Source organism: Nocardiopsis codii (assembly GCF_036327455.1).
Lineage (GTDB): Bacteria > Actinomycetota > Actinomycetes > Streptosporangiales > Streptosporangiaceae > Nocardiopsis > Nocardiopsis codii.
Genome location: NZ_JAUZMY010000002.1, coordinates 1 through 26,769, shown reverse-complemented (window position 1 = coordinate 26,769; position 26,769 = coordinate 1). Strand labels below are relative to the sequence as shown.

The 26,769-nt window shown below is 70.2% G+C and carries 20 protein-coding genes, 1 rRNA gene and 1 pseudogene; 15 read left to right on the top strand and 7 right to left on the bottom strand.

The annotated features are described in order from the left end of the window. The first annotated feature begins 14 nt into the window (after window positions 1-14). From ehuB to Q8791_RS01890, 8 genes and pseudogenes are all read left to right on the top strand, one after another. Window positions 15-866 (top strand): ectoine/hydroxyectoine ABC transporter substrate-binding protein EhuB, encoded by an 852-nt coding sequence (ehuB, locus tag Q8791_RS01925; RefSeq protein ID WP_330090127.1) that lies wholly within the window; start codon window positions 15-17, stop codon window positions 864-866. Window positions 867-873: 7 nt separating this feature from the next. Continuing rightward, entirely contained in the window at window positions 874-1,602 is a 729-nt protein-coding gene (gene ehuC, locus Q8791_RS01920; protein WP_330089812.1) for an ectoine/hydroxyectoine ABC transporter permease subunit EhuC, read from the top strand. Continuing rightward, window positions 1,599-2,237, top strand: a complete 639-nt coding sequence (gene ehuD, locus Q8791_RS01915) for an ectoine/hydroxyectoine ABC transporter permease subunit EhuD (RefSeq protein ID WP_330089811.1) — start codon at window positions 1,599-1,601, stop codon at window positions 2,235-2,237. Before ehuC ends, ehuD begins: the two co-directional genes overlap by 4 nt. Then, window positions 2,224-3,066 (top strand): ectoine/hydroxyectoine ABC transporter ATP-binding protein EhuA, encoded by an 843-nt coding sequence (gene ehuA / locus Q8791_RS01910; protein WP_330089810.1) that lies wholly within the window; start codon window positions 2,224-2,226, stop codon window positions 3,064-3,066. The genes ehuD and ehuA overlap by 14 nt, the downstream gene beginning before the upstream one ends. 242 nt (window positions 3,067-3,308) lie before the next feature. Next, on the top strand, window positions 3,309-4,241 hold the full coding sequence (locus tag Q8791_RS01905) for a CPBP family intramembrane glutamic endopeptidase (protein ID WP_330089809.1): 933 nt from the start codon (window positions 3,309-3,311) through the stop codon (window positions 4,239-4,241). Between the two features lie 277 nt (window positions 4,242-4,518). Beyond that, window positions 4,519-6,618: an RNA degradosome polyphosphate kinase gene (locus Q8791_RS01900; RefSeq protein WP_330089808.1), complete on the top strand. Its 2,100-nt coding sequence runs from the start codon at window positions 4,519-4,521 to the stop codon at window positions 6,616-6,618. Window positions 6,619-6,659: 41 nt separating this feature from the next. Continuing rightward, a complete protein-coding gene (locus Q8791_RS01895) occupies window positions 6,660-7,664 on the top strand; it encodes an NUDIX hydrolase (RefSeq protein ID WP_330090126.1) in 1,005 nt (334 codons plus the stop codon). Window positions 7,665-7,720: 56 nt separating this feature from the next. Further along, window positions 7,721-8,149, top strand: a pseudogene (locus Q8791_RS01890) (SRPBCC family protein); the annotation flags it as partial. 18 nt (window positions 8,150-8,167) lie between these two features. Here Q8791_RS01890 and Q8791_RS01885 read toward each other — a convergent pair. Further along, window positions 8,168-8,680: a hypothetical protein gene (locus Q8791_RS01885; RefSeq protein ID WP_330090156.1), complete on the bottom strand. Its 513-nt coding sequence runs from the start codon at window positions 8,678-8,680 to the stop codon at window positions 8,168-8,170. Between the two features lie 269 nt (window positions 8,681-8,949). Here Q8791_RS01885 and Q8791_RS01880 point away from each other — a divergent pair, with 269 nt between their 5' ends. Beyond that, the gene (locus Q8791_RS01880) at window positions 8,950-9,645 is read left to right on the top strand and encodes a M50 family metallopeptidase (protein ID WP_330089807.1); all 696 of its coding nucleotides are present in this window, start codon (window positions 8,950-8,952) and stop codon (window positions 9,643-9,645) included. Between the two features lie 167 nt (window positions 9,646-9,812). Here Q8791_RS01880 and Q8791_RS01875 read toward each other — a convergent pair whose 3' ends face one another. The 3 genes from Q8791_RS01875 to Q8791_RS01865 form a co-directional block, all read right to left on the bottom strand. After that, window positions 9,813-10,166 carry an STAS domain-containing protein gene (locus Q8791_RS01875; RefSeq protein ID WP_330089806.1) on the bottom strand — a complete coding sequence of 118 codons (354 nt, stop codon included), beginning with the start codon at window positions 10,164-10,166 and terminating at the stop codon, window positions 9,813-9,815. 595 nt (window positions 10,167-10,761) lie between these two features. Then, a complete protein-coding gene (locus tag Q8791_RS01870) occupies window positions 10,762-13,065 on the bottom strand; it encodes a hypothetical protein (protein WP_330089805.1) in 2,304 nt (767 codons plus the stop codon). A 167-nt stretch (window positions 13,066-13,232) separates the two neighbouring features. Continuing rightward, window positions 13,233-14,327 (bottom strand): CaiB/BaiF CoA transferase family protein, encoded by a 1,095-nt coding sequence (locus Q8791_RS01865; RefSeq protein ID WP_330089804.1) that lies wholly within the window; start codon window positions 14,325-14,327, stop codon window positions 13,233-13,235. A gap of 340 nt (window positions 14,328-14,667) precedes the next feature. Between Q8791_RS01865 and Q8791_RS01860 the strand changes: the two genes are divergently transcribed. Further along, window positions 14,668-15,822 carry a ubiquitin-like domain-containing protein gene (locus tag Q8791_RS01860; RefSeq protein WP_330089803.1) on the top strand — a complete coding sequence of 385 codons (1,155 nt, stop codon included), beginning with the start codon at window positions 14,668-14,670 and terminating at the stop codon, window positions 15,820-15,822. 147 nt (window positions 15,823-15,969) lie between these two features. Beyond that, window positions 15,970-16,854, top strand: a complete 885-nt coding sequence (gene rsmA, locus Q8791_RS01855) for a 16S rRNA (adenine(1518)-N(6)/adenine(1519)-N(6))-dimethyltransferase RsmA (RefSeq protein ID WP_330089802.1) — start codon at window positions 15,970-15,972, stop codon at window positions 16,852-16,854. A 165-nt stretch (window positions 16,855-17,019) separates the two neighbouring features. Here the strand turns inward: rsmA and Q8791_RS01850 are convergent, their stop codons facing one another. Both Q8791_RS01850 and Q8791_RS01845 read right to left on the bottom strand, forming a co-directional pair. Next, window positions 17,020-17,247: a hypothetical protein gene (locus Q8791_RS01850; RefSeq protein WP_330089801.1), complete on the bottom strand. Its 228-nt coding sequence runs from the start codon at window positions 17,245-17,247 to the stop codon at window positions 17,020-17,022. Further along, on the bottom strand, window positions 17,234-18,760 hold the full coding sequence (locus Q8791_RS01845; protein WP_330089800.1) for a PspC domain-containing protein: 1,527 nt from the start codon (window positions 18,758-18,760) through the stop codon (window positions 17,234-17,236). Before Q8791_RS01845 ends, Q8791_RS01850 begins: the two co-directional genes overlap by 14 nt. A 216-nt stretch (window positions 18,761-18,976) precedes the next feature. Here Q8791_RS01845 and Q8791_RS01840 point away from each other — a divergent pair, with 216 nt between their 5' ends. Beyond that, window positions 18,977-20,197: an ATP-binding protein gene (locus tag Q8791_RS01840; protein ID WP_330089799.1), complete on the top strand. Its 1,221-nt coding sequence runs from the start codon at window positions 18,977-18,979 to the stop codon at window positions 20,195-20,197. A 122-nt stretch (window positions 20,198-20,319) separates the two neighbouring features. Then, window positions 20,320-20,991 (top strand): response regulator transcription factor, encoded by a 672-nt coding sequence (locus Q8791_RS01835; RefSeq protein WP_330089798.1) that lies wholly within the window; start codon window positions 20,320-20,322, stop codon window positions 20,989-20,991. Window positions 20,992-21,106: 115 nt separating this feature from the next. On the opposite strand, the gene Q8791_RS01830 is transcribed toward Q8791_RS01835, so the two are convergent. Then, window positions 21,107-22,036 (bottom strand): nucleoside hydrolase, encoded by a 930-nt coding sequence (locus Q8791_RS01830; protein ID WP_330090125.1) that lies wholly within the window; start codon window positions 22,034-22,036, stop codon window positions 21,107-21,109. 168 nt (window positions 22,037-22,204) lie between these two features. Between Q8791_RS01830 and pcrA the strand changes: the two genes are divergently transcribed. Continuing rightward, window positions 22,205-24,535: a DNA helicase PcrA gene (gene pcrA, locus Q8791_RS01825; protein ID WP_330089797.1), complete on the top strand. Its 2,331-nt coding sequence runs from the start codon at window positions 22,205-22,207 to the stop codon at window positions 24,533-24,535. A gap of 626 nt (window positions 24,536-25,161) precedes the next feature. Continuing rightward, a 16S ribosomal RNA gene (locus Q8791_RS01820) occupies window positions 25,162-26,693 on the top strand. Window positions 26,694-26,769: the final 76 nt, after the last annotated feature.

Below are 26,769 nucleotides of genomic sequence, written 5' to 3'. Positions count from 1 at the left end.
TCCGTCTGGGAGGGGTGGGGCTCGCCACGGTCGGTCTCGCCGCCTGCACCCGCGTCGACGGTGGCGGAGGCGGGGAGGAGGGGGGACAGTCCACCCTGGAACGCCTGCGCGAACAGGGCTTCGTGAGCGTCGGCCTCGCCAACGAGATCCCGTTCGGCTTCATCGACGGCAGCGGAGCCCCCGCCGGGCAGTCCCCGGCCGTGGCCCAGGCGGTCTTCGAGGAGCTGGGCGTTCCCGAGATCCAGCCGACCCCCGTCACCTGGGACGGCCTGATCCCCGGGCTCCAGGCGAATCGCTTCGACGTCCTCGCCGCCGGCGTGTTCATCACGCCCGAGCGCTGCGAGCAGGTCGCCTTCACCGAGCCGACCGCGACGTCCCCGGAGGCCTTCCTCGTCAACGAGGGCAACCCCGAGGGCATCCAGCACTTCACCTCCTTCGTGGAGAACCCCGACCTGACCCTCGCGGTCCTCAACGGTTCGGTCGAGCAGGGCTACGCCACGCACTTCGAGGTTCCCGAGGGCCAACTGGAACTCATCCCCGACCAGACCACCGGCTACGAGCTGCTGGAGGCGGGCCGGGTCGACGCGGTGTCCATGCTGAAGGTCTCCCACGAGTACCTCCTCATCGACAGAGGCGGCCCCTTCGAGGTCACCGAGGGGTTCTTCCCGGAGATCAACGGCCGGGAGGAGAAGGGCTGGGGCGGCCTGTGCGTCCGCCAGGACGACACCGGGCTCCTGGAGGAGATCAACCGCGTCATCGCCGAGTTCAAGGAGAGCGGACGCCTCCTGGAACTGGGCGAGGAGTGGGGCTTCACCGAGGCGGACCTGCCCGACGACGCGACCACCGCCGAACTCTGCGAGGGATGACCACGACGTGGAATTCCTGATCGAGCAGCTACCCCGATATCTCGACGGCGCTCTGATCACCATCCAGCTCACCGTTGGTGGCAGTGCGCTGGCCTTCGTACTCGCCATGGTGTTCGGCATCCTGGGCACCATGCGGCACTGGCTGCCCAGGGCCGTGGCCACGGTCTACGTGGAGGTCTTCCGAGGGATCGCCGCACTGGTCCTGATGTTCTGGATGGCGTACGCCCTACCGCTGGTGTCCGGCTTCAAGCTGGACGACACCTTCGCGGCGATCGTCGCCCTGGGCATCAACGTCGGCGCCTACGGCGCCGAGGTGGTGCGCGCGGCCATCAACGCCGTGCCCAAGGCCCAGGTCGAGGCGACCGTCGCGCTGAACATGTCGTGGTTCCAGAGGACGCGCCTGGTGGTGCTCCCGCAGGCGTGGGCGCAGATGCTCCCCACGTTCGGCAACCTCGTCATCGAACTCATGAAGGCCACCGCGGTGGCCTACCTCATCGGTGTGGCCGACCTGACGGCCGTGGCACAGCAGATCCGCTCCGCCACGGGTGAGACGGTCCTGGCCTTCACCGGAGCCCTCATCCTCTACTACCTGATCGCGCAGGTGCTGATCTTCGGCATGCGACTGCTCGAACGCCGCGCCAACCGCAAGCTCGGACGGACCCCGCCCGGGGGCACCGGTCTGCTGGCACTTCTGCGGCCCCCGTCCGTGGGCACGAAGGTGGGTGTCGCCAAGTGATCTGGGACTTCGAGTTCACCCTGGAGGTCATGCCCGACCTCCTGCGCGGCCTGTGGGTCACCATCCAGGCCACCGTGTTCGGCTACCTGATCGCGCTGTCGCTGGGCCTGGTGATCGCCATCGTCCGCCGGGTCCCGGTGGTCGGGTCGATCGTCCACTTCGTGATGGAGTTCATCCGCACGACGCCGCTGCTGGTGCAGCTGGTCTTCGTCTTCGCCCTCGTCCCCGCGGGGTTCTCACCCCTGCTGGTCGGCATCATCGTCCTGGGCGTGCACTACGCGGCCTACACCGCCGAGGTGTACCGCTCGGGCATCGAGGGCGTGGCCGCGGGCCAGTGGGAGGCCGCGCGCGCGCTGAGCCTCCCGTCCCGGCGCACGTGGGGCGCGATCGTGCTGCCGCAGGCGATCCGCAAGGTCATCCCCGCGCTGGGCAACTACCTCATCGCGATGTTCAAGGACACCCCGCTGCTGTTCGCCATCACGGTCGTCGAGCTCCTGGCCACCGCCCAGCAGGTGGGGCAGGCGAGCTTCAAGATCGTGGAGGCGTTCACCCTCGTGGGATTCCTGTTCCTCCTCGTGAGCATTCCGTCCGCGATCATCATCCGACGACTGGAGCGACGCTATGCCGCCGTCTGATACCCCCACGAACGCACAACCCCAGGGTGTCGGGGCCGAGGCCCAGGGGAACTCCCTGATCGTCTTCGACCAGGTGGTCAAGCGGTTCGGGGACCTCACCGTGCTCGACCACCTCGACTTCTCGGTCGACGCCGGCGAGCGGGTCACCCTCATCGGGCCCAGCGGTTCCGGCAAGACCACCATCCTGCGCCTGCTCATGACCCTGGAGAAGGTCACCGAGGGTGTCGTCTGGGTGGGCGGCGAGCCCTTCAGCCACATGCCCCGCGGCGGTTCCGGAGGCATGGCCCCGGCCAGCGAGAGCTACCTGCGCGAGCGCCGCAAGCGCATCGGCATGGTCTTCCAGCAGTTCAACCTGTTCCCGAACATGACCGTGCGGCAGAACATCATCGAGGCCCCGGTCCACGTCCTCGGGACCCCCAAGGACGAGGCGAACGCCAAGGCGGAGCAACTGCTGGAACTGGTGGGGCTGGAGGACAAGATCGACGCCCACCCGACCCAGCTGTCCGGCGGCCAGCAGCAGCGTGTGGCGATCGCCCGCGCGCTGGCGATGAGCCCGGAGATCCTCCTCCTGGACGAGGTCACCTCGGCGCTGGACCCGGAGCTGGTCGCCGGCGTGCTCGACGTCCTGCGCGAGGTCGCCGAGAGCACGGACATCACCATGCTCTGCGTGACCCACGAGATGGGTTTCGCCCGCGACGTGTCGCACCGCGTGCTCATGTTCGACCAGGGGCAGATCGCCGAGGAGGGGACGCCGGACCAGATCTTCGGCGACCCGCAGGAGGAGCGGACCAAGTCGTTCCTCAGGTCGGTCCTGGACAACGGGGACTGACGCGGCCCTCCGCCCGGACCGGACCCGACACGGATCAGTGCGGTCCAGGGCGGATCCGCGGGAGGAACGACCACGGGGCGGCCCCGAGTCGACACACGACTCGGGGCCGCCCCGTGGCGTCTCCCCGCCGACGTGCCGGAGGCCCCTTCGAGACTGACGGCGACATACCGTAGTCATTGGGTAGCTTTTAGTTTCCCCTTGGGCAGAATGAGAGTTCTGATACAGGAGGGACTCTTGTGACCATGGTGCGAAGATGGGGGCTCACCTGGTGGTCCGCCCTCGCCGTCCTGCTCGTCGCGGTACCGATGATCACCCACCCCGCCCTGCGCTCCGACGTCCTGGGCGACTCCGCCGTCCTCCTCCTGGTCTCCTGGGCGCCGATGCTGCTCGGCGGCATCCTGGCCTGGGTCCTGGTCCGGTGGTTCGGAGCCCGCGAGGAACTGGACCGCCGGGTCGCAGCGGCGATGGTCGGCCACCCGCTCAACAGGGAACTCGTCTGGTTGGCGGTCTGCCTGGGCGGCTTCGTGCTGACCATGGTGCTGCTGTCGATGATCTTCGGGATGTACGAGGCGGCGATCGGCGCCGACCTGGCGATGTCCGCGTCCCTCGTGTCCCGGCTGCTCTTCCTGTTCACCCTGCCGCTGCTCGTCATGGACCGCTCCGGCGTCACGATCGACGGGAAGGGCACCGCCATGCCGTCGGTCGCGCTGAAGGTGACCGAGCCCTGGCGCTGGCTGGGCCTGGCCCCCGTCGCCGTCGTCCTCGGCCTGATGGCGTACCTGCTCATCCCGCGCACCGGGCTCCCCGAGGCGTCCTTCCCCCTGTTCGGTTTCGTGCTCGCGTTCGCCGTCGTCGCGGTCTGCGAGGAGATCTTCTTCCGGGGCATGGTGCAGACGCGCCTGGAGATACTGATGGGCCGGTGGGGCGGGATCCTCGCGACCTCGGTGGTCTTCGCGCTCACCTACGCGGTCATCCAGCCCTACGACGCCGTGTCACAGCTCACCGGGGTCGACATCGTGTACGACACGGGGCTGGCCCTGCTCACCTACGCCTCGGCCGGCCTGCTGTACGGCTACCTGTGGGCCTGCTTCCGCAACACGTGGATCAACGTCTTCATACGGATCGGGATGTTCGTCATGATCATGCCGCCGGACCTCAGGATCGGCATCACCTGAGGAGTGTGTTCTCGGAGTCTCTCGGAGCCCGGAAGGGCGCGAAGAACACGACCTGGCCGCCTCCTCGCACACGGCGCCTCCGGTCCCCGCTCGCCCGACCGGGGACGACGGGCCCCGTTTTCGTCCCCGTGGTGCGAAAGCTGTGCAATCTATGCGCGAAAATCCCGCGCGTTCCCGGCCTGGTGGGTACAGAAGCTCCATAGCAGCCGCGCGGCGGTCATTTTCCCCTCACGGGGTTGTCACCGTGCGGTCATGAAAGAGGGGGAGTCTGCCCACTGTGAGCACGGAATCAGCGCCAACGCCAGCGGGTCCCACCACCGAGCTGCCCGCCGACAGGTTCATGGATCGAGAGGAGGGGTGGCTCCGGTTCAACCAGCGGGTCCTGGAACTCGCCGAGGACGAGGACATCCCGCTCCTGGAACGCGCCCGGTTCCTGGCCATCTTCTCCAGCAACCTCGACGAGTTCTTCATGGTCCGGGTCGCCGGACTCAAACGGCGCCTGGCCACCGGTGTCGCCGTCGCCTCCTCCAGCGGACACCGGCCGCGCGCCCTGCTCGAACGCATCTCGCTGTTCACCCACGACCTGATGCTCCGCCAGGCCGCCTGCTTCGAGGACAGCGTCGCCCCCGCCCTGCGGGCCGCGGGGATCCGCATCGTCCGCTGGAGCGAGCTGGACACGGACGAGCGCGACTACCTGCACGGCTACTTCCTGCGCTCCGTGTACCCGCTGGTGACCCCCTTCGCGGTCGACTCCGCCCACCCCTTCCCCTACATCTCCGGCCGCTCCCTCAACCTCGCGGTCACCGTCCGCGACCCGCTCGACGAGCGCCGCATGTTCGCCCGGGTCAAGGTGCCCAGCTCCCTCACGCGCTTCATCGAACTCGGCCCCCGCCACAGCGGCCGGTTCGTCCCGGTCGAGGACGTCATCGCCGCCCACCTGCCCCAGCTCTTCGAGGGCATGGAGATCCTGGAGCACCACGCCTTCCGCGTCACCCGCAACGCCGACCTGGAGGTGGACGAGGACGAGACCGACGACCTCGTGACGTCCTTGGAGAACGAGCTCCTGCGCCGCCGTTTCGGCCCCCTCGTGCGCCTGGAGGTCGAGGACAGCATCTCCACCGAGGTCCTCTCCATCCTCACCGAGGAGCTCGGCGCGGAGGAGGAGGAGATCTACCGCGTGCCCGGTCCGCTCAACCTCGCCGGACTGTCCCAGATAGCCGACACGGAGAGGCCGGAGCTGCGCTTCCCGCCCATGGTCCCGGTCGAACCGCGCACCCTGACCTCGGGAGACCTGTTCGCGACCGTCCGCGAACGGGAGGTCCTCGTCCACCACCCCTACGAGTCGTTCGCCACCACCACCGAGCGGTTCCTGTCCCTGGCCGCCACCGACCCCGAGGTCGTGGCGATCAAGCAGACCCTCTACCGCACCAGCGGCGACTCACCCATCGTCGAGTCCCTCATCGAGGCCGCCCGCGCCGGCAAGGAGGTCGTGGTCCTGGTCGAGATCAAGGCCCGCTTCGACGAACAGAACAACATCCAGTGGGCGCGCAAGCTCGAACTCGCGGGCTGCCACGTCGTCTACGGCGTCGTCGGCCTCAAGACGCACTGCAAGCTGTCCATGGTCATACGCAAGGACGACGACGGGCTGCTGCGCCGCTACTGCCACGTCGGCACGGGCAACTACAACCCCAGCACCGCCCGCATCTACGAGGACTTCGGCCTGTTCAGCGCCGCGTCCGAGGTGGGCGAGGACGTCAGCGACCTGTTCAACAGCCTCACGGGGTTCTCCCGCAAGAAGCACTACCGCCGCCTGCTCGTCGCCCCGGCCGCCCTGCGCGAGGGCCTGCTCCGGCAGATCGGCCAGGAGGTCGAGAACAGCCTCAAGGGGGAGCCCGCCCGCATCCGGATCAAGGTCAACTCCCTGGTCGACGAGGAGATCATCGACGCCCTCTACCGGGCCTCCCAGGCCGGTGTGAGCGTGGACCTGTGGGTGCGCGGCAGCTGCGTCCTCCGCGCCGGCGTCCCCGGCCTCTCCGAGAACATCCGGGTCCGCAGCATCCTGGGCCGCTTCCTCGAGCACTCCCGCATCTTCGTGTTCGCCAACGGCTGGCGGCCGCAGGTATGGATCGGGAGCGCCGACCTGATGCCGCGCAACCTGGACCGCAGGGTGGAGGCACTGGTGCGGGTCTCCGACTCCGAGCAGTGCCGCCGCCTCGTCGGCCTCATGGACCTGGCGATGGCCGAGAGCACCTCGTCCTGGCGGCTCGAACCCGACGGCACGTGGACCCGGCACACCCGCGGCGAGGACGGGCAGCCCCTCGTCGACCTCCAGGACAGCCTGCGCGGCGACCGCCACCTGCGGGTGGTGGAGAACTGATGAGCGGGAGAACGGAGGACGGCGCGGACGCGGGGGACCCGATGACCGAGAACGGCGAGCACTCCCCGGAAGGTGCGGGGCCGGTCGAGGACGTGCGTGTGACCAGTGCCTTCCCGCCGAGGGACACGGCGGTCGGCGGCTACCTCGAACCCATCCGCGCGGGAGGCGCCGTGCTGTGGCGCGCGGGCGCCGGCGGCGTGATCGAGGTGGTCCTCATCCGCCGCCCCGACAGGGGCGACTGGACCCTGCCCAAGGGCAAGCTCAAGAACGGGGAGCACCCCGTCACCGGAGCGGTCCGCGAGGTCGAGGAGGAGACGGGGCTGACCCCGCTGATGGGGCGCAGGCTCCCGCCCCAGCGCTATCTGAAGGACGGGTGGCCCAAACAGGTGGAGTGGTGGGCGGCCACCCCGGACCACCCCGGCGGCACGATCGACTACCAGCCCAACGAGGAGGTCGAACTGGTCGAGTGGGTTCCCGTCAAGGAGGCCCGGGACCGGCTCACCTACGACCACGACGTCCAGGTCCTCGACAACTTCCGGGCCGGACCCGCCACCACCTTCCCCGTCATCCTGCTGCGGCACCTGTCGGCGGGGGAGAAGCGCGGATGGACCGACAGCGACCTGCTGCGCCCGCTGGACGAGGCCGGGCGGTCCGACGCCCTGGCCCTGCCCGCGGTGCTCGGCGCCTACGGGAGGCCCCGGGTGGTGTCGTCGGCCGCCGCGCGGTGCACGGAGTCGATGCTGCCGTACGCAGTGGAGTACGACGTGCCGATACGGACCGAGCGCGCCTTCACCGTCCGGGAGGGCTCGGAGTACGACGTGGAGGAGGCGCGGGAGGCGTTCGCGGGCATCGTCGCCGAGGGGCTGCCGACGGTGGTGTGCACGCACGGCGAGCTGGTTCCGAGGCTGATGACCGAGGCGCTCACCCGGCTCGGAGCGCCGATCACACAGCAGCTGGGGTTGCGCAAGGGATCGTTCTGGGTGGTGCACGTGGATTCCGGGTCGGGGACGCTGGCGGGGGTGGAGCGGCACGCGGTCCGCGGCTGACACGGGTTCGCCGGGCCCGTCGGGGGCGCTGTGAACCACGGTGACATGATGCGGTCATGGCCAAACACAAGGTTGCGCGGAGCGTCGTGGTGGACGCTCCCGCCAAGCGGATCTTCGACATCGTCGCCTCACCGGCACTGCACGCCGAGTTCGACGGTTCCGGCACCGTGCGCGGAACCCACTTCGGCCCCGAGAGGCTGGAGAGGGGCAGCGAGTTCGGTATGGACATGCGGATGCTCGGTATCGGCTACCGGATGACCAACCGGGTGGTGGAGTACGAGGAGGACCGGCTCATCGCCTGGCGCCACGGGGGTCCCCACCGCTGGCGCTACGAGCTGGAGGAGCTGCCGGAGGGCGGCACCCGGGTCACCGAGACCTTCGACTACTCGCGGGGGCTGCCGGCCTTCTACGTCCTGATGGGGATGCCCGCGAACAACGCGCGCAGCATCGAGAAGACCCTGGAGCGCCTCAAGGCCGCCGCGGAGCGGGCCGGGGCGCGTCGGCTAGTAGCCGTTGGGGGCGGTCTCGGTCTCCGCGCCCTCGGTCTCCTCGGTCTCCTCGGCCTCGACGGCCTCGGTCTCCTCAGCCTCGGTCTCCTCAGCCTCCTCGGCCGTCTCGGCGCCTTCGGTGTCGGTCGTCTCGACCGGGTGGGTGCCCTCGGCCTCGGTCGTCTCGGCACCCTCGACGGTCTCGGTGCCTTCGGCCTCGGTCGTCTCGACCGGGTGGGCGCTCTCGGCGTTGGCCCCCTCGGTCTCGGACTCCTCGGCGGTGGCGGTGCCCTCGACGGCGTCGGTGCCCGCGGCCTCCTCGGCGGGAAGGACCTCTTCCGATTCGGCGGCCTCGACCTGGTCCTGCCAGTGGCCGTCGTAGCCCACGTGGCCGATCGGCTCGGCGATGAGCTGCTCGATCTCCTGGAACCCGTCGTTGCCGACCCACGCGGCGGCGGGCGAGACGGCGAGGCCGATGGCCGCACCGGTGGTCAGGGTGATGAGGGCAAGTCCGGCAATACGCTTCACGACTGAATCCTTACTAAAAGTAGTCAAGGAACTACTGACAGTCGTAATGTAAGTCGGCCTCCCCCGTTTGGCCAGTTCATCGGGGAGGTGGATCCGTGTCTTGGCTCCGGGCCGACCGTCGTCCACAGGGCACCCGCAGCACTCGTCCAAATGCCCTAAAGTTCGGCAAGGGCCCGTGTTCTCCGCGTCTCCCGGCAGCCGTGGCGCGAACCGGTCGGGCCCGTCGACGGTACGCACAGCAGGAGTCGGGGGCAGTGGTGGGAACAACCTTGGGTGACGTCTGGCAGGAAGTCCTCTCCGTACAGCCGGAGCCGGAGCGGTGGATCATCATCGCCGCGGCCGTCCTGGCCCTGGCAGCGGTCCTGCTCGGCCCGCCGTGGAGGATCGGGCGCAACGTCGTCACCATCGCCCACGAGGGCGGGCACGCACTCGTCGCGCTGCTCAGCGGCCGGCAGCTCACCGGCATCCGGCTCCACTCGGACACCTCCGGGGTGACCGTCTCACGGGGCAAGCCGACCGGCATCGGCATGATCCTGACCGTCTTCGCGGGCTACGTCGCCTCGTCGGTCATCGGCCTCCTGGGCATCCTCATGCTCATGTCCGACCGCATCACAGCCCTGTTGTGGCTGAGCATCGTCGTGCTCGCCGCGATGCTCCTGATGATCCGCAACGTCTACGGCGTGGTGTCGATCGTCGCCACGGGCGCGGTGGTGTTCGGCGTCAGCTGGTTCACCCCGACCGAGGTCCAGGCGGCCTTCGCGTACCTGTTCATCTGGTTCCTGCTCTTCGCGGGCGTGCGCCCGGTCTTCGAGCTCCAGTCGCAGCGCAGGCGCAACCCGTCCCCCCACTCCGACGCCGACCAGCTCGCCCGGCTCACCGGTGTGCCCGGCACCCTGTGGGTGGTGGTCTTCGCCCTGGTCAACATCGCGGTGACCACACTGGGCGTGTGGCTGCTGCTCCTCTGAGGGCCTCCGGCCGGCCCGCTCCCCGCACGATGGCCGGTTCCGGACACGCGAGAGGTTCCGGGCACACAGAAGGGCGCGGCCCCGTGGTCGCGCCCTGTGCATTGCCGGGAGGACTGGACGGCCCTCACCGGCCGGGGAGCGGGTCGGGGCTCCCCGTCGGAGATCGGTCAGTTCGCACGCGGCGCGGCGAGCGCCTCGGAGACCGTGGTGAAAACGGGGATGCGCGTGTCGAGCGACGTCACCCGCAGGGTCTGCATCACCCGGTGGATGGGCGAGGCGATGGCGAGGACCGCCTGCTGCTCCTTGGCGGCCTTGTGCGCGCGGATGAGGACCCGCAGACCACTGGAGTCGATGAACCGCAGGTCGGAGCAGTCCAGCACGACCCGCCCGAACGGCTGCGTGGTCAGGGCCTGGGTCACCGCCTCCTGGAAGCGGTGCTCGGTGGCCATGTCGATCTCCCCGTCCAGCGCCAGAACCCGTCCGGCGTCGTGCAGGGTGGAGGAGATGTTCAGGTCGGGCATTGCGACTCCGGCGTAGTCGGGACGTGCCCGATGGGTCGGCGACACAGGCCGTCCGCCGCTCCATGAGCGCGTGTCGACCGGTACGTTCGCCGCGTTACCGCGGTGGCCAAGCTGATGGTTCATCGAGTTCCTTGCGTGGTGCCCCGGTCTGAGTCCGGGAACGAAACGCCTTCTCACCTGGGTGTCCTGCGGGCTCCGCGCAAAGCACGGATGTCCGTCGAACGTGTGAACCCGGGTCGAAAGTTCCTGGGCGCGCCCTGTCCTGCCGCCGATGGCGGAGACGCGTGGTGCGTCGTCGGACGCGTCGCTTGTCGCTTCGGGCCACTACCGACCCTCTGCAACTGTGAACCCGCCCGTAGGAGCGGGCATTCCCCCCGAGGTCGGGGGGCGGCCTTCCGGGGCGGCGGAAACGGGGCCGCGACCGTGTGCCGGGCGGTCGGCCCGGAGTCCCCGCGGGCCCCCGGCGGATGCCGATTTCCTCTGGCGGACCCGCCCGGCCTCGGACTTTACCATAGGGCCGTGGCCGATTCGTGACGTGAGCGACGCAAGGTCGTGCTCGTGCCGTTTGCTCCGCCTGTGCTGCATGAGGTATGGATCACAGGCAGTGGGCGTTCTCGGTCGGTTCGCGGCCGGGTGTCTGGTCCAGCTCCTCCCGCTGGACCGCCCAGACACACGCGGAAAGCGTCAGCGGAACAGCCACGGTGAGGGCGATCGCGGGGATCGCCACCCCCGAGTCGTTGGCCGCGAAACCCGCGAGGGCGGTGACCAGCGATCCGGTGAGCCCTGCCCTCAGCGTCGGCGCGTACTCGTAGGCGCGCTGGAGCGCTCCGATCCGCCACTTGGTCGGCCGGTTGAGCACCACGAACAGGAACACCAGCGCGCAGGCCGCCAGCAGGGTCAGCTGCCAGTTGCCGAGGGTTCCCAGCATCGCCCCCAGCTTGCGGGTCAGCACGGTCCCGGCCTCCCCGTTCACCACCTGCGCGGCGAACGCCCCCAGGTGGCTGCGCTCCTCCGGCGGGCGCAGGTAGTCCCGCCACGACAGCGCCGTGATCGCCGCCACCGCCACCAGCCCCACCGCCGCCAGCCGGACCGGCGTGATCCTCACTCCGGCGATCATCATCGTCGTCACGGCGAGCCCGGGGATCAGGGCGATCACACCGCCGAAGTCGGTGCCCAGCCCGGGCCAGCCGATGATCAGGACGGACGCCGTCCCGACGGTCAGGGTCGTCACCACGGCCGCCCGCTGCCGGCCCCGGGCGATCAGCTCGTGGGCGACCCCGGCGACCGCCATGAGCATGCCGGTCGCGAACGTCGCGAAGGCGATGTTCCCGATCCCGTAGAACCGGCCTCCCACGATCGGGGAGTAGCCGGTCGGCGAGTTCATCTGGAGGTTCGCCCCGAAGCACAGGTCGAGGAAGAGCACCGCCGTGGTCGCCCCCGCCACGACCGTCATCGGCCCCAGGATGCTCCTGCGCCACGGCCCGGCCACGGCCAGCGCCACCACCAGCGCGTCGGCGGTGACCACGCAGGCGAGCAGCGCCACCAGCGGGCTCTCCGAGGCCCACCACGGAATGAGGTTGGCCAGGTAGCTGGCCACGGGGAACGCGGCCCCCGCCAGTGCCACGATCCGCGTCACCGACAGCACCAGGGCGCGCTTGCCGCGCTGGTGCCCCGAGTACCGGTGCAGGGCGTACGCCGCCGCCGCGTAGATGAGGAGCTGGAAGGCGACCAGCCCGCTGAAGAAGCCGGGGATCGCCGCGCCCACGACCACCGCTGCGGTGTTGAAGTCCACCAGGCGCACGACGGTCTGCTCGACCGTCGGCGGCCGTTCGGTCAGGTGCCAGACCCGCCCGCTGGTCGGCTCGGTCGCCTCCAGTCCCAGCGCGGTCAGGACGGTGGGCGTGGTGTCGGTGAGGGCCACGAGCCCCGGGCGCCGTGTCGACTCCGACGCCAGGAACGCCTCGCTCCCGGAGAACCCCTCCTCGGTGATCTCCCCGGACAGGGCCACGGTGAGCTGGGAAGGGCCGGTGTCCATGGACACGCCGACGACCATCAGGGACGAACCGGCCGGAAGGATCCGCTCCAGGGCCCTCAGTCGGCCGTCCAGGTCGGCCAGCGCCTCCTCGCGCGCCCATTCGGGGACGTCCTCGGGGTCGGGCTCCGGCGGTTCCTCCGTCTCGGCCTGCCCCCGCACCCCCGGGGGATCGGGGTACAGCCGGGTGAGCTCGGGCAGTTCCACGGCGGCCAGGGACACGCCCTTCAGGCGCTCCGTGGTCAGGTCGAGCGGGCCGTCGACGTAGTGGTCGACACGGCCGGAGGTGTCGGCGACGCCGAGGGCGGCGCCGGGGCCCGCGGCCAGGGTCGTCCCCCCGGAGTCGCGGACCGTCTGCCCGAGCACGCCGACGGGGGCGGAGAAGGACGAGCGCTCGTTCACCCGCACGTAGGAGTCGAAGCCGGGGACGACCGCCCCCGAGCCGTCGCTCTCGGGTTCCGGCGCGGCCTCGCACACCGTGAAGCGTTCGCGTTCGGACAGGGCGCGCTGCCCCGCCGACACCGACAGCCAGCCGTCGGTCGGGCAGGTGCGGGAGGTGGCGCTGCGGATCGACACGTTGCCGACGGCGCCGTCCTCGGCCATCCCCCACAGGGTCGGCGTGTGCTCCGGGGTCACGTCCTGCCACAGCAACCCCGGAACTCCCACCAGGACCACCGGGCCACTGCGTCGATCGGCCGGTTCGGGGTCGGCCCCGGCTCGGAGGGCCGCCGCCTCGGCGGGCGCGGCAGAGCCCGCGGGCGCGGTCGGCGCCGCCGAGGCGCACAGCAGTACGGCCCCGGACAGGACGAGCGAGCCCAGGCGCGCTCCCCAGCGTGCCCTTGACCCCGTGACCAGCCGTCGTGGCATGGCGAACCCCCCAGTCGCGCTCAGCCGGACTGGCCACGATAGTGATCATCCGCGCCGGGTAGGGGGACCCGCGCGATCCTGGCGCGTGAGGAGGTCCGGTGCGGCGTCGGTCCGGTCCCGGACCGGCCAGCCGCCGGGTGCGGCGAGGTCCGCGGCCGCGGAACGGGTCAGGCGGTGACGCCCCACGCCCGGAGCGTCGCGTCGGTGTCGGGCTGCTCGCGTCCCCGGGTGACGCCGCCGGGGGTGCGGCCGAAGCGCGGAGCCGGGCCGGAGACGATCCGTTCGCCGTCGCGGACCAGGGACCCGCGGGAGCGCACGTGCGGATGGTCGGGCGCCTCCTCCAGGGACAGGACCGGCATCACGCACGCGTCGACGCCGTCGAACACCGCGGCCCACTCGTCGCGGCCGCGGGTGCGCAGGACCTCCGAGAAGCGTGCGCGCAACCGCGGCCAGCCCGCCCGGTCCCACTGGTCGGGAAGGTCCTCACCGGTCAGTCCCAGGCCGGCCAGGAACGCGGCGTAGAACTGGGGCTCGATGCAGCCCACCGAGACATGGCCGCCGTCCGAGCACTCGTACACGTCGTACCAGGGCGCGCCGGTGTCCAGGTAGTTCGTCCCGCGCTCGTCGCTCCAGGACCCGCGGGCGCGGTCCTCGTGCACCATCGACATGAGCAGGGAGCTGCCGTCCACCATGGCGGCGTCCACGACCTGGCCGAGGCCGGAGGCCTGCCGTTCGACCAGGGCGGCCAGGATCCCGCTGACCGCGAACATCGTGCCCCCGGCGAAGTCGCCGAGCAGGTTGATCGGGGGCACCGGCGGGCCGCCCGCGCGGCCGATGGAGTGCAGGGCGCCGTTGACGGAGACGTAGTTCATGTCGTGTCCGGCGGTGCGGGCGAGCGGACCGTCCTGGCCCCACCCGGTGACCCGCGCGAACACCAGGCGGGGGTTGAGTTCGAGGCACGCGTCGGGGCCGAGCCCGAGGCGTTCCATGACCCCGGGACGGAAGCCCTCCAGGAGGACGTCCGCGCGGGAGGCGAGGTCGAGGGCGAGGGCGCGCCCCTCGTCGGACTTGAGGTCGGCTGCCAGGACGGTGCGCCCCTCGCTCATGTGGGGGCCGCCGGCTCCGGCGTTCATCGCGTCGGCGGCCGGGGGGCGGTCCAGGCGGATGACGCTGGCTCCCAGGTCGGCGAGGATCATGCCGGCCATCGGCGCCGGGCCGATCCCGGTGAACTCGACGACACGGATTCCGGTGAGGGGTCCCATGGGCGCAGGCCTCCAAGCGAGCGAGCTGACTAGAACGTCGTTCGGGTCATTGTGCAGGTTCCGGGCCGGGGGCGCCACGGCGGTGTCCGGAGAAGGCTACCGAAGAAGAAAAGGAAAAGGGATGACTAAACACGACAGAATGACGGCCTTTCTGGCCAAGTAAAAAACGCGGTCCGCTGCCGGTGTTAATGTGTCCGTGCTCGTGGGGAAAGAGCCGCGAAGCCGCGTGGAGACTCTGCGGAACGCCGCCGCCAGCAGCGTCGACGGCTCCAGGACGCGCCCGCCCGGGCGAATCCGGAGAAACCCGATCCACCCCTTTTCCGAGAAGGACGCAGCCGCCATGCCCGGTACCCCGAACAAGCGCACGCGCCGCGCCAAAGGCCGACGGCGGGCACGCGGCAGGCTCCCGCTCCCGCTCGTCGCCGCGTCGGTCGCGGGGGTCCTCGCCGTCGCCGCAGGCGGGACCGCCTTCGCCATGGACCGCAGCGTCGTCCTCGACGCCGACGGCAGCGAACAGACTGTGCACACCTTCGGCGGCACCGTCCAGGACGTCCTCGACTCCGCGGGGATCACCCCGGAGGAGGGCGACGTCGTCGCCCCGCCCCCCGACACCCGGATCGCCTCCGGCGACCACGTGCTCCTGCGCTCCCCACGTGACGTGACCGTCGAACTCGACGGCCACCGGCTCACCCACACGGTCAACGCCCTCACCCTCGGAGAGGCGCTCCGCCAGATCGGGCTGGACCCCGAGGGAATCGAGCTCTCCGAGGACCACGACACCCGCATCCCCGAGGGCGGCCTCACCGTCACCGCCGAACGGGCCCCGCGCATGGTCGTCATGTACGACACCGTCCGCACCGAGACCCGCTCCACCGGGGCGACCGTCGCCGACGTCCTCCTGGCCGCCGGGGTGGACACGGGCGAGCACGACATCGTCTCTCCGGCGCCGGCCGAGCCGGCCGAGCCCGGCATGGTCGTCGAGATCACCCCCGTCCTCGGCGAACCCGTCACCGAGGAGACGGTCATCGAGGCGGAGACCGTCGAACGGGACAACCCCGACCTGCCCGAGGGGGAGCGCGAGGTCGTCACCGCACCCGTGGACGGCCTCCGCAAGGTGACCACCGCCACCATCCTGAGGGGCGGCGAGGAGGTCGAACACGAACTCGAGCGCGAGGTCGTCACCGCGCCCGTGGAGGGGCTCGTCGAGATCGGCACCAAGAAGCCCACGCCCTCCGGGGGAGCGGCCGCGGGCCTCAACTGGGGCGCCCTCGCCCAGTGCGAATCGGGCGGCGACCCGGCCGCCGTCAGCTCCTCGGGCAGCTACCACGGCCTCTACCAGTTCAGCACCGGCTCCTGGCAGGCGGTCGGCGGCACCGGGCTGCCCTCCGACGCCGACGCGTCCGAGCAGACCCGGCGCGCCCAGCAGCTCTACACCTCCGTCGACGGCAACTGGCAGAGCCAGTGGCCCCACTGCGGGGTCCACCTCTTCGACTAGGGCGTGTCCACTCGGGGCCTGCGCTCCGCTCCGGCCCCGGACCGTCGGACCACCGGCGGGAACCCGCGTGCGGCCGGGGCGGGCGGAGGCCGGGGAAGCGCGCCTCCGCGGACCGGCACCGGGGCAGCGGACGGGAGCTGGCAAGATATGGGGGTGACTCAGACACCCGTACCCGACGACCGCTCCCGCCTGCTGACGCCCGCCGACGTGCGAGCACTCGCCGAGCGGTTCGGCATCCGGCCCACCAAGACCCTGGGTCAGAACTTCGTCATCGACCACGGCACGGTCCGCCGCATCGTCCGGGTCGCCGGCGTCACCGACGAGGACGTCGTGGCCGAGGTCGGACCGGGCCTGGGCTCGCTCACCCTGGCGCTGCTCCCGCACGTCCGCCACGTGACCGCCATCGAGATCGATCCGGCACTGGCCGCCGCCCTGCCCGGAACCGTCGCCGACCACGCGCCCGACCTGGCGGACCGGCTCACCGTCGTCCCTGGCGACGCCATGCGCATCACCGAGCTCCCCGGCCCCGCCCCCACGGCGCTCGTGGCCAACCTGCCGTACAACGTGTCCGTGCCCGTGCTCCTGCACCTGCTCGAACTCCTGCCCAGCCTCCAGCGGGTCCTGGTCATGGTGCAGGCCGAGGTCGCCGACAGGATCACCGCCACCCCCGGCGGGCGCATCTACGGCGTCCCCTCCGCCAAGGTCGCCTGGTACGCCCGGGCACGTCGCGCCGGCTCGGTCGGACGCAACGTGTTCTGGCCCGCCCCCAACGTCGACTCCGGGCTGGTCGAACTCGTCCGCCGCCCCGAGCCCGACACGAAGGCCGCCCGCCGGGAGGTCTTCGCGGTGATCGACGCGGCCTTCGCCCAGCGCCGCAAGACCCTGAGAGCCGCCCTGGCCGGGTGGGCCGGATCCGCTCCCGCCGCCGAGACGGCGCTGCGCGCCGCAGGCGTCGACCCGGGCGCCCGAGGCGAGTCCCTGGGGGTGGCCGAGTTCGCGGCCATCGCCGAGCAGCGCCCCACCGCCGGATAGCCTCCGGCCCCGCGCCCCCCGCGATCCGTCACCGCGCCGGCCGCGCCGGACCGCGGACCACCCCGGACACGACTGTGCCGCACGCGTGCGGAAGGGCGCCGCCCCCGTCGGCCGGCGCCCTTCCGCGTGCCCCGCCGCCCGGTCCCCGCCGGGCGGCCGTCGGCGTCAGCCCTTCGTCTCGCCCCGGCCGTCCGCCCGGGCGTCCTTCCTCCGGGACCGGCGCGTGAGCGCGCGGGCCACCCCGGCCACGGCCAGACCGGCGGCCAGGACCGGCAGCACCCAGACCACGTTGAACTCCCAGTCGCCCTGCCCGCGCACGACGAACGCGACCGCCAGGGCGAGGAACAACAGACCCGCCACCAGCGAACCCCAGTCGGTTCTACGCTTCGCCATGCCGTACCTCCACTACCCCGACCAGTGAGTCGGTGCGCACGTTGATCAACGGGGGTTCGGCCGTGTCGTCCTCCGCCGACTCCTCCCCCGTCCCGTCCTCCGTCCCGTCCCCGGACCCGGACGCGGAACCCCTGACGGGTTCGTAGACCTCCTCGTACACGAGGGAGTGTCCGACCAGCTCACCACCGTCCCCCGTCCCCACGGGGTCCACCATCCCGAGGCCGAGGTCCGCCGTGAACGCGACGCGCGCGTCCTCCGGGAGGACGACCACCAGGTGGCCGACGCCCACACTCAACGACACGTCCGCGGTCCCGCCGGGTTCCAGGTCCTCGAGCCCGGAGAGGTCCAGGGACCCCGAACCGACGGTGAGCAGGTGGTCGCCCGCCTCCGCCTCGGCGACCGTCGTAGGCCGCCAGGTCTCGCCGCCGATCCGCACCCGGGTGAGGTCGGTCACCGACGCCAGCACCAGCGCCAGTGCCGCGACCAGCCCCAGGAACATCAGCCCCCGCGGGTCGCCCGCCCAGGTGCCGATCAGCGCGTAGAGGCCGATGACGGCCAGGACGCCGGACAGGAAGTACACCCCCGTCTCCGGACCGAACAGCAGCGTCGCCGACTGCGCGCTCCACAGCGAGGACGACCACCCGAACACCGACAGGGGGACCAGGACCGCCGCGGCGAGGACCGTCCACAGCGCGAACGACGCCAGCGGTGCCCCCCTGCGGCACGCCGCCTCCGAGCCCCGGGCACGACCGGGCTCGAAGCCGTGCCCGCCCCAGGGCCCTCCGCCGGACCCGTCCTCCGGTCGGTCCTCGGCCTCGTCGTCCGCATCGTCGTCGTCCAGGCCCCCGCCGGACCCGTCGGCGTGCGCGGACCGCTCCGCCACCACCGCCAGATCGACAGGGCCCTGCGGAGCCGACGCCCACGGCTGCGCCGGGTTGTAGTAGGTCGGGGTCGGCCCCGCCACCGGGACCGTGGGCGGCGGCTCCTTCGACCTCAGGTCCTGGCGCAGCTCCGCGAACGCCGCACGCAGGTCCACGCCGCGGTTCCGCGCCGTCAGCAACCCCAGCACCAGCGGTATCGCCAGCACCAGCGTCGACCACCCCAGACCGCCGACCACGCTGAACGCCGTCGCGACCGCCAACCCGACCGCGAGCAGCTTCGGCACGGCGCGCGACGGGAAACTCCGGTTCAGCATCTGCTCGAACGTCGCCGGACCGCCCTCCGGGCCGCGCATCAGCATCCACGCGGCGATGTAGAGCAGCAGGCCCGTGCCGCCGGCGAACGCGGTGAGCACGAACGCCGTCCGCCACACCACCGGATCGACGTCCGTGTACCGGGCCAGACCGGCGCACACCCCCGCGAGGACCCGGTCGTCGTCCCCCTTGCGGAGCTCGCGCCCGGGCGCCTCGGGACGCGCCTCGGCGGTCCCGGGACCGCCCCCCGCCGCACCCGGAGCCCCGGACGCGGCGGATGCGCCGCCCCCGGAGCCCTCGGGCGTCGGATCGTCAGCCATGGTCACTCACCGCACCTTCCTCACACACCCATGGTCACCCGGAACCGCCGGACAGGGAATCCGGGACGACCCTGAACCCACCCTGACCGAAACCAGGGCCGGACCAGGGACGCGCCCCGGATGCCGAGCGGGGGCCCCGGGGGGCATCCTGGACCACAGGACCTACGAGCGCGGCACGTGAACCCGAGCCGCACGACAGAAAGCGGTGATCGGGCGGTGGCAGCAACGGCCACGGACACCCCGCGGCTCACCCGCGCGGTGGACGGCAGGCTCCTCGGCGGGGTCGCCGCCGGACTGGCCCGGCACCTCGGACTCGACCCGGTGGTCGTCCGCCTCGCCTTCATGGCCCTGTCCGTCGGCGGCATGGGCATCGCCGTGTACGTCGCCCTGTACTTCTTCGTGCCCGCCGACCCCGAGGAGCCGGGGCGCGCACCCGGAGAGGCGGACACCCGGCGCAAGGGCCGCGACATCTCCCAGGTCGTCGCCTACGTCGGCCTCGCCGCCGCGCTCGGCTTCCTGTTCCTGCTCTTCGGAGGCGTGTTCGACCCCCTGCTGTGGTTCGTCGTGTTCGGAACGCTCGGGGGCGTCATCCTCTGGCAGCAGGCCAACCCGACCCAGCGCGACGAATGGATGACCAGCGCCGTCGGCAAGGGCGGCCGGGGGAGCAAGGGAAGCAAGGGGGTCATGCGCGCCGGAACGGGCGTCCTCCTCGTCGTGGTCGGCGTCATCGGCTTCCTCGTCTTCCAGGAACAGCTCCAGAACGCCCGCGCCGGCCTGACCTTCGCCTTCACCCTCCTCGCGGGGGTCTCCCTGATCGCCGCCCCCTGGATCATCGGGCTGGTACGCGAACGCGACCAGGAACGCCGCGAGCGCATCCGCAACGCCGAGCGCGCCGAACTCGCAGCGCACATCCACGACTCCGTCCTGCACACCCTCACCCTCATCCAGCGCCGCGCCGAGGACCCCCGTGAGGTCCAGCGCCTCGCCCGCGTCCAGGAGCGCGCCCTGCGCAGCTGGCTCTACCAGCGGCCCGCCGACGCCGACACCACCGTGTCGCCCGCACTCGAACGGGTCGCCGCCGAGGTCGAGGAGGAGCACGGCGTGCCCATCGAGGTGGTGTGCGTGGGCGACTGCCCGATGGACGACGCGCTGTCCGCGATGCTTCGCGCCGCCCGCGAGGCCATGGTCAACGCCTCCAAGTACGCCGGGACCGACACCATCTCCGTATTCGGCGAGGTCGACCAGGAGGAAGTCCTCGTGTTCGTCCGCGACAGGGGAGCCGGGTTCGACATGGACGGCATCCCCGAGGACCGCATGGGCGTGCGCGGCTCCATCCTCGGCCGGATGGATCGCCACGGCGGATCGGCCCGCATCCGCACCGAACCGGGCGAGGGCACCGAGGTGCAGCTGCGCATGCCCCGCATCCCGGAGGCGTAGCCCCGGTGGACGCCCATGCCCAGCGGCCCGGACCGCCCGCCGCCGACCGGAAGCGGTCAACCGGCCCCGCCACCGCCGCCACCGCTGTCCCCGCCGCCCCCGACGTGGGTAGAGTCCAGGGTGTGGGAGACGAGAGCACGACCTTCAGTGACGGTGACGCGGTACCCCGCGTCGTGATCGTGGACGACCACCGGCTGTTCCGCAGCGGTGTCCGTGGTGAGCTGGGCGACGCGGTCAACGTCGTCGGGGAGGCCGGGGACGTCGACAGCGCCGTACACGTCATCGGGGAGCAACAGCCCGACCTCGTCCTCCTGGACGTCCACCTGCCCGGCGGCGGCGGGGTGGAGGTACTGCGCAGGGTCCTGTCCCAGCACTCGCAGATCCGCTTCCTGGCGCTGTCGGTCTCCGACGCGGCGGAGGACGTCATCGGCGTGGTGCGCGGCGGAGCCCGCGGCTACGTCACCAAGACCATCTCCGGCAGGGAGCTGGCCAACGCGATCGTCCGCGTGGCCGACGGCGACGCGGTCTTCTCCCCGCGACTGGCCGGGTTCGTCCTGGACGCGTTCTCCGCGACCGACGCCCCGCCGGTGGACCCCGAACTGGACCGCCTCACCCAGCGCGAGCGCGAGGTCCTGCGGCACATCGCCCGCGGCTACGCGTACAAGGAAGTCGCCAAGGAACTGTTCATCTCCGTCAAGACGGTGGAGACACACGTGTCCTCGGTGCTCCGCAAGCTCCAGCTGTCCAACCGGCACGAGCTCAGCAGGTGGGCCACGGCCCGCAGGCTCGTCTGACGCACCGGAACCCCGGCGGACGGCGGCCCCGGCTCCGCACCGCGGGGCCCGTCCCCAGCCGGAACGGCGACGGCGGCCGTCCCCCCGGGGCGACCGCCGTCAGCGCGTCGGTGCGTCAGCGCAGGGAGTCCAGCATCCTGCCGAGGAACTCGGCCTCCTCCACACCGGTGACCACCCGGGCGGCGCGACGGTCGTCGCGACTCGGACTCGGACGCAGGTCGGCGACGGTCATCCCGCGCGTGAGCCCGCCGGACAGCTCCACCCGCAGCGGCGCCTCGAACGACTCCGTCACCAGGTGCGGGTCCACCAGGACCGCCGCGGCCAGCGGGTCGTGCATCGCGCACTGGCGGACGCCGAAGATCCCCTTGTAGAACTCCGCGTAGAAGTCCAGGAACGCGGAGGTGCGCTCGGCGCGCTCACCCGGGACCGCCCGCAGGTCCGACAGCCACTCGGGCGTGGCCACCGTCTTCATGGTGATGTCCAGCGCCACCAGGTCCAGGGCGAACCCGGCCGCGAACACCGCCTCCGCGGCCTCCGGGTCGTTGCTGATGTTGGCCTCGGCGTGCGAGGACACGTTGCCGGCCACCCGGACCGCGCCGCCCATCACCACGAGGCGCCGCACCAGCTGCGGCAGCCGCGGCTCCAGCCCCAGCGCGATCGCCAGGTTGGTGAGCGGACCCACAGCCAGCACGTCGATCTCGCCCGGGGCCTCGCGGACCAGCCGCACCAGCAGCTCCGCCGCCGACTCCGCGACCGGCTTGCCCGCGGGCACGGGCAGCTCCACGTCGCCCAGGCCGTTGCCGCCGTGCACGTGCGCGGCCAGCCGCGGCTCCTGCACCAGCGGCCTCGCGGCGCCGACCGCCACGGGCACGTCCGGACGGCCGTACAGCTCCAGGAGCCGCAGTGCGTTGTCCGCCGTGATGTCGACGCTGTTGTTGCCGAAGACCGCGCCGACACCGACGATCTCCACCTCCGGGCGCGCGGCCAGGTAGGCGAGAGCGACGGCGTCGTCGATCCCCGGATCGCAGTCGACGAACACACGCATGGTCAAGGAAACTCCCCCCGAGACAACCACGGTCCCCCTCCGGGAACCCGTACCGAAACAGCCTAGGCCGCCGGTCAGCGCGCTTTCACCCACAAAACGGGCAAGGCGGGGCGGACCGCCCCCGGGGAGGGGGACACCGTCGTCCCCGGTCGGCCGTAACCTGGAGACGTGTCCTCCCAAGAGCAGCTTCTCGAAGGTCTGAACGGTCCCCAGCGCGACGCCGTCACCCACAGCGGCGCACCGCTCCTGATCGTGGCGGGCGCGGGGTCGGGCAAGACCCGCGTCCTGACGCACCGCATCGCCCACCTCATGGCCGAGCGCGGCGTGCGCCCCGGTGAGATCCTCGCGATCACGTTCACCAACAAGGCCGCGGCGGAGATGAAGGAGCGCATCCAGGCGCTCCTCGGCGTGCGGGCGGCCAACACCATGTGGACGATGACGTTCCACTCGGCGTGCGTGCGCATCCTGCGCAGGGAGGCGCACAGGCTCGGCTACCCCAGCAGCTTCACCATCTACGACTCCGCGGACTCCGCGCGGCTGATGCAGCTGGTCTGCAAGGAGATGGACCTGGACCCCAAGCGGTTCCCGCCCAAGACGTTCTCCTTCCAGGTGTCCAACCTCAAGAACGAGCTGATCGACTACGACACGGCCGCCGAGCAGGCCCAGACCGAGCAGGAGAAGAAGCTCGCGGAGGCCTACCAGCTCTACCAGCGCCGCCTGCACGAGGCCGGCGCCATGGACTTCGACGACCTGATCATGGTCACCGTCAACCTGTTCCAGATGTTCCCGGACGTCGCCGAGTACTACCGGCGCCGCTTCCGGCACGTCATGGTCGACGAGTACCAGGACACCAACCACGCCCAGTACGCGTTCGTCCGCGAGCTGGTCGGCGCGGCCGAGGACTCCGACACCAGCGTGGTGTCGCCCGCCGAGCTGTGCGTGGTCGGCGACGCCGACCAGTCCATCTACGCGTTCCGCGGCGCCACCATCCGCAACATCCTGGAGTTCGAGCGGGACTTCCCCAGCGCGCGGACCATCCTCCTGGAGCAGAACTACCGCTCCACCCAGACCATCCTGTCCGCGGCCAACGCGGTCATCGACCGCAACGAGGGCAGGCCGGCCAAGAACCTGTGGTCCGAGCAGGGCGACGGCCCGGCCATCACCGGCTACGTCGCCGACAACGAGCACGACGAGGCCGCGTTCGTGGTCGGCGAGATCGACAAGCTCACCGACGACGGCACGGTCACGCCCAGCCAGGTCGCCGTGTTCTACCGGACCAACGCGCAGTCCCGTGTGTTCGAGGACGTGTTCATCCGTACCGGCCTGCCGTACAAGATCGTCGGCGGCGTGCGCTTCTACGAGCGCAAGGAGATCCGCGACATCCTCGCCTACCTGCGGGTCCTGGCCAACCCCGAGGACACCGTCAGCCTGCGGCGCATCCTCAACGTGCCCAAGCGCGGGATCGGCGCGCGGGCGGAGGAGTCCGTGGAGCTGTTCGCCGCCCGCGAGCGCATCTCCTTCTCCAAGGCGCTTCGCCGGGTGGACGAGGCGCCGGGCATCGCGACCCGCTCGGTCAAGGCGGTGCAGAACTTCACCGCGCTGCTGGACGAGCTCGGACAGGCCGTGCCTGGCAGCACCCCCGCCGAGGTCGTCGAGGCGGTGCTCAGCAAGACGGGGTACCTCTCCGAGCTGGCCGAGTCCAAGGACCTCCAGGACGAGAGCCGGGTGGAGAACCTGGAGGAGTTCGTGGACGTGGCCAGGGAGTTCGAGCACACCTTCGCCGTGCTCCTGGAGGAGGAGCCCCCGGACGGGGACGACGAGGACGGCGCCGTCCCCTCCGGGACGCTCGACCCGGGGGAGCCGACACTGGTCGACTTCCTGGAGCGGATCTCCCTCGTGGCGGACACCGACCAGATCCCCGACGCGGACGACACGGGCGGCGTCGTCACGCTGATGACCCTGCACGCGGCCAAGGGGCTGGAGTTCCCCGCCGTGTTCCTCACCGGCATGGAGGACGGCGTGTTCCCGCACACGCGCACGCTGGGCGACAAGACGCAACTGGAGGAGGAGCGCCGGCTCGCCTACGTGGGGCTGACCCGCGCCGAGCGGCTCCTCTACATCAGCCGCGCCGCCGTGCGCAGTGCCTGGGGGACCCCCTCCTACAACCCGGGGTCGCGGTTCCTGGACGAGATCCCGTCCTCCCTGGTGGACTGGCGCCGGGCGGAGTCCAGCCTGGCCGCACCGCCCAGCCGCAGCATCGGGGGCGGGCGGGGGACCGGCGGGTTCGGCAGCACCTTCGGCGGCGGTTCGCGCCGGAGCGCCGGCAAGGAGGCGCCGACGCTCAGCGTGGGAGACCTGGTCAACCACGACTCGTTCGGCATGGGCCGGGTACAGCTCGTCGAGGGGGCCGGGGACAAGACCAAGGCCCGGATCGACTTCGGCGCCGACATCGGGGAGAAGGACTTCCTCGTCAAGTACGCCCCGATCGAGAAGCTCTGACGACTCCGTGAGCAGGCGTGTCCCGTTCCGTCCCCGTTCGCGGGCCGGACGGGACACACGACACCGACGGATTTCCCGGAACGCGTCACGAGGACTCCTGCACGGGGGTACAGTTGGTCAAGACCGAGCGAGACGGACGCGGAATCTCCGCGGACGTGCCGGTCTCTCCCCGAGTCACACCAGTACAGCCTCCGAACCTCGCGGTTCGAGCACTGCCCTGGACATGTAAACTCAGGGAGTCGCTTCAAAAGCCAAGTCCATTCGGACAAAAGCAAACGAAGCAAAACGGGCTTTACCCCGATCACGAACCACAAACCGCCGATTTGGCGGGGCGCGGAACACCTGATAAAGTAAAGACACAACAAAGCGGAAACGCAGACGCCTTCCACGGAAGAGCACACGGTCCACCAGGATCGGGCTTGTAAGGGAAGAGCGGTTGTTTCTTGAGAACTCAACAGCGCGTGTTTGATTTTCTTTAAGCCATGTTTGTTTTGGCCCCGTCACCCGAACAGTGGTTCGGTGTGAAGGGTTCCTTTGATTAACCAGGGCAACCTGGTTGGTCAGGATTTCTTCTAGGTTTATTCGCCCCAGGCTGACCTCTGGTCGCCGGGACGGATTGTTTGACCTTTATGGAGAGTTTGATCCTGGCTCAGGACGAACGCTGGCGGCGTGCTTAACACATGCAAGTCGAGCGGTAAGGCCCTTCGGGGTACACGAGCGGCGAACGGGTGAGTAACACGTGAGCAACCTGCCCCTGACTCCGGGATAAGCGGTGGAAACGCCGTCTAATACCGGATATGACACGCCACCTCATGGTGGTGTGTGGAAAGTTTTTCGGTCAGGGATGGGCTCGCGGCCTATCAGCTTGTTGGTGGGGTAACGGCCTACCAAGGCGATTACGGGTAGCCGGCCTGAGAGGGCGACCGGCCACACTGGGACTGAGACACGGCCCAGACTCCTGCGGGAGGCAGCAGTGGGGAATATTGCGCAATGGGCGAAAGCCTGACGCAGCGACGCCGCGTGGGGGATGACGGCCTTCGGGTTGTAAACCTCTTTTACCACCAACGCAGGCTCCCAGTTCTCTGGGGGTTGACGGTAGGTGGGGAATAAGGACCGGCTAACTACGTGCCAGCAGCCGCGGTAATACGTAGGGTCCGAGCGTTGTCCGGAATTATTGGGCGTAAAGAGCTCGTAGGCGGCGTGTCGCGTCTGCTGTGAAAGACCGGGGCTTAACTCCGGTTCTGCAGTGGATACGGGCATGCTAGAGGTAGGTAGGGGAAACTGGAATTCCTGGTGTAGCGGTGAAATGCGCAGATATCAGGAGGAACACCGGTGGCGAAGGCGGGTTTCTGGGCCTTACCTGACGCTGAGGAGCGAAAGCATGGGGAGCGAACAGGATTAGATACCCTGGTAGTCCATGCCGTAAACGTTGGGCGCTAGGTGTGGGGACTTTCCACGGTTTCCGCGCCGCAGCTAACGCATTAAGCGCCCCGCCTGGGGAGTACGGCCGCAAGGCTAAAACTCAAAGGAATTGACGGGGGCCCGCACAAGCGGCGGAGCATGTTGCTTAATTCGACGCAACGCGAAGAACCTTACCAAGGTTTGACATCGCCCGTGGACCTGTAGAGATACAGGGTCATTTAGTTGGTGGGTGACAGGTGGTGCATGGCTGTCGTCAGCTCGTGTCGTGAGATGTTGGGTTAAGTCCCGCAACGAGCGCAACCCCTATTCTATGTTGCCAGCACGTAATGGTGGGGACTCATAGGAGACTGCCGGGGTCAACTCGGAGGAAGGTGGGGACGACGTCAAGTCATCATGCCCCTTATGTCTTGGGCTGCAAACATGCTACAATGGCCGGTACAATGGGCGTGCGAGACCGTAAGGTGGAGCGAATCCCTAAAAGCCGGTCTCAGTTCGGATTGGGGTCTGCAACTCGACCCCATGAAGGTGGAGTCGCTAGTAATCGCGGATCAGCAACGCCGCGGTGAATACGTTCCCGGGCCTTGTACACACCGCCCGTCACGTCATGAAAGTCGGCAACACCCGAAACTTGTGGCCTAACCCTTCGGGGAGGGAATGAGTGAAGGTGGGGCTGGCGATTGGGACGAAGTCGTAACAAGGTAGCCGTACCGGAAGGTGCGGCTGGATCACCTCCTTTCTAAGGAGTCTTTTGAAGGCCAACACTTCCTATTGTTGGTCGGACTCGAAAGTGGACCCGGCAGCATTCGGGATCA

Excerpts from the sequence above, each read along its gene's own strand:
- rsmA (WP_330089802.1), top strand. The coding sequence starts at position 15,970 with ATGGGGGTGACTCAGACACCCGTACCCGACGACCGCTCCCGCCTGCTG.
- Q8791_RS01870 (WP_330089805.1), bottom strand. The coding sequence starts at position 13,065 with ATGCCACGACGGCTGGTCACGGGGTCAAGGGCACGCTGGGGAGCGCGC.
- Q8791_RS01860 (WP_330089803.1), top strand. The coding sequence starts at position 14,668 with ATGCCCGGTACCCCGAACAAGCGCACGCGCCGCGCCAAAGGCCGACGG.
- Q8791_RS01850 (WP_330089801.1), bottom strand. The coding sequence starts at position 17,247 with ATGGCGAAGCGTAGAACCGACTGGGGTTCGCTGGTGGCGGGTCTGTTG.
- ehuA (WP_330089810.1), top strand. The coding sequence starts at position 2,224 with ATGCCGCCGTCTGATACCCCCACGAACGCACAACCCCAGGGTGTCGGG.
- Q8791_RS01830 (WP_330090125.1), bottom strand. The coding sequence starts at position 22,036 with ATGCGTGTGTTCGTCGACTGCGATCCGGGGATCGACGACGCCGTCGCT.
- Q8791_RS01845 (WP_330089800.1), bottom strand. The coding sequence starts at position 18,760 with ATGGCTGACGATCCGACGCCCGAGGGCTCCGGGGGCGGCGCATCCGCC.
- Q8791_RS01895 (WP_330090126.1), top strand. The coding sequence starts at position 6,660 with ATGACCGAGAACGGCGAGCACTCCCCGGAAGGTGCGGGGCCGGTCGAG.
- Q8791_RS01905 (WP_330089809.1), top strand. The coding sequence starts at position 3,309 with ATGGTGCGAAGATGGGGGCTCACCTGGTGGTCCGCCCTCGCCGTCCTG.
- Q8791_RS01875 (WP_330089806.1), bottom strand. The coding sequence starts at position 10,166 with ATGCCCGACCTGAACATCTCCTCCACCCTGCACGACGCCGGACGGGTT.
- Q8791_RS01865 (WP_330089804.1), bottom strand. The coding sequence starts at position 14,327 with ATGGGACCCCTCACCGGAATCCGTGTCGTCGAGTTCACCGGGATCGGC.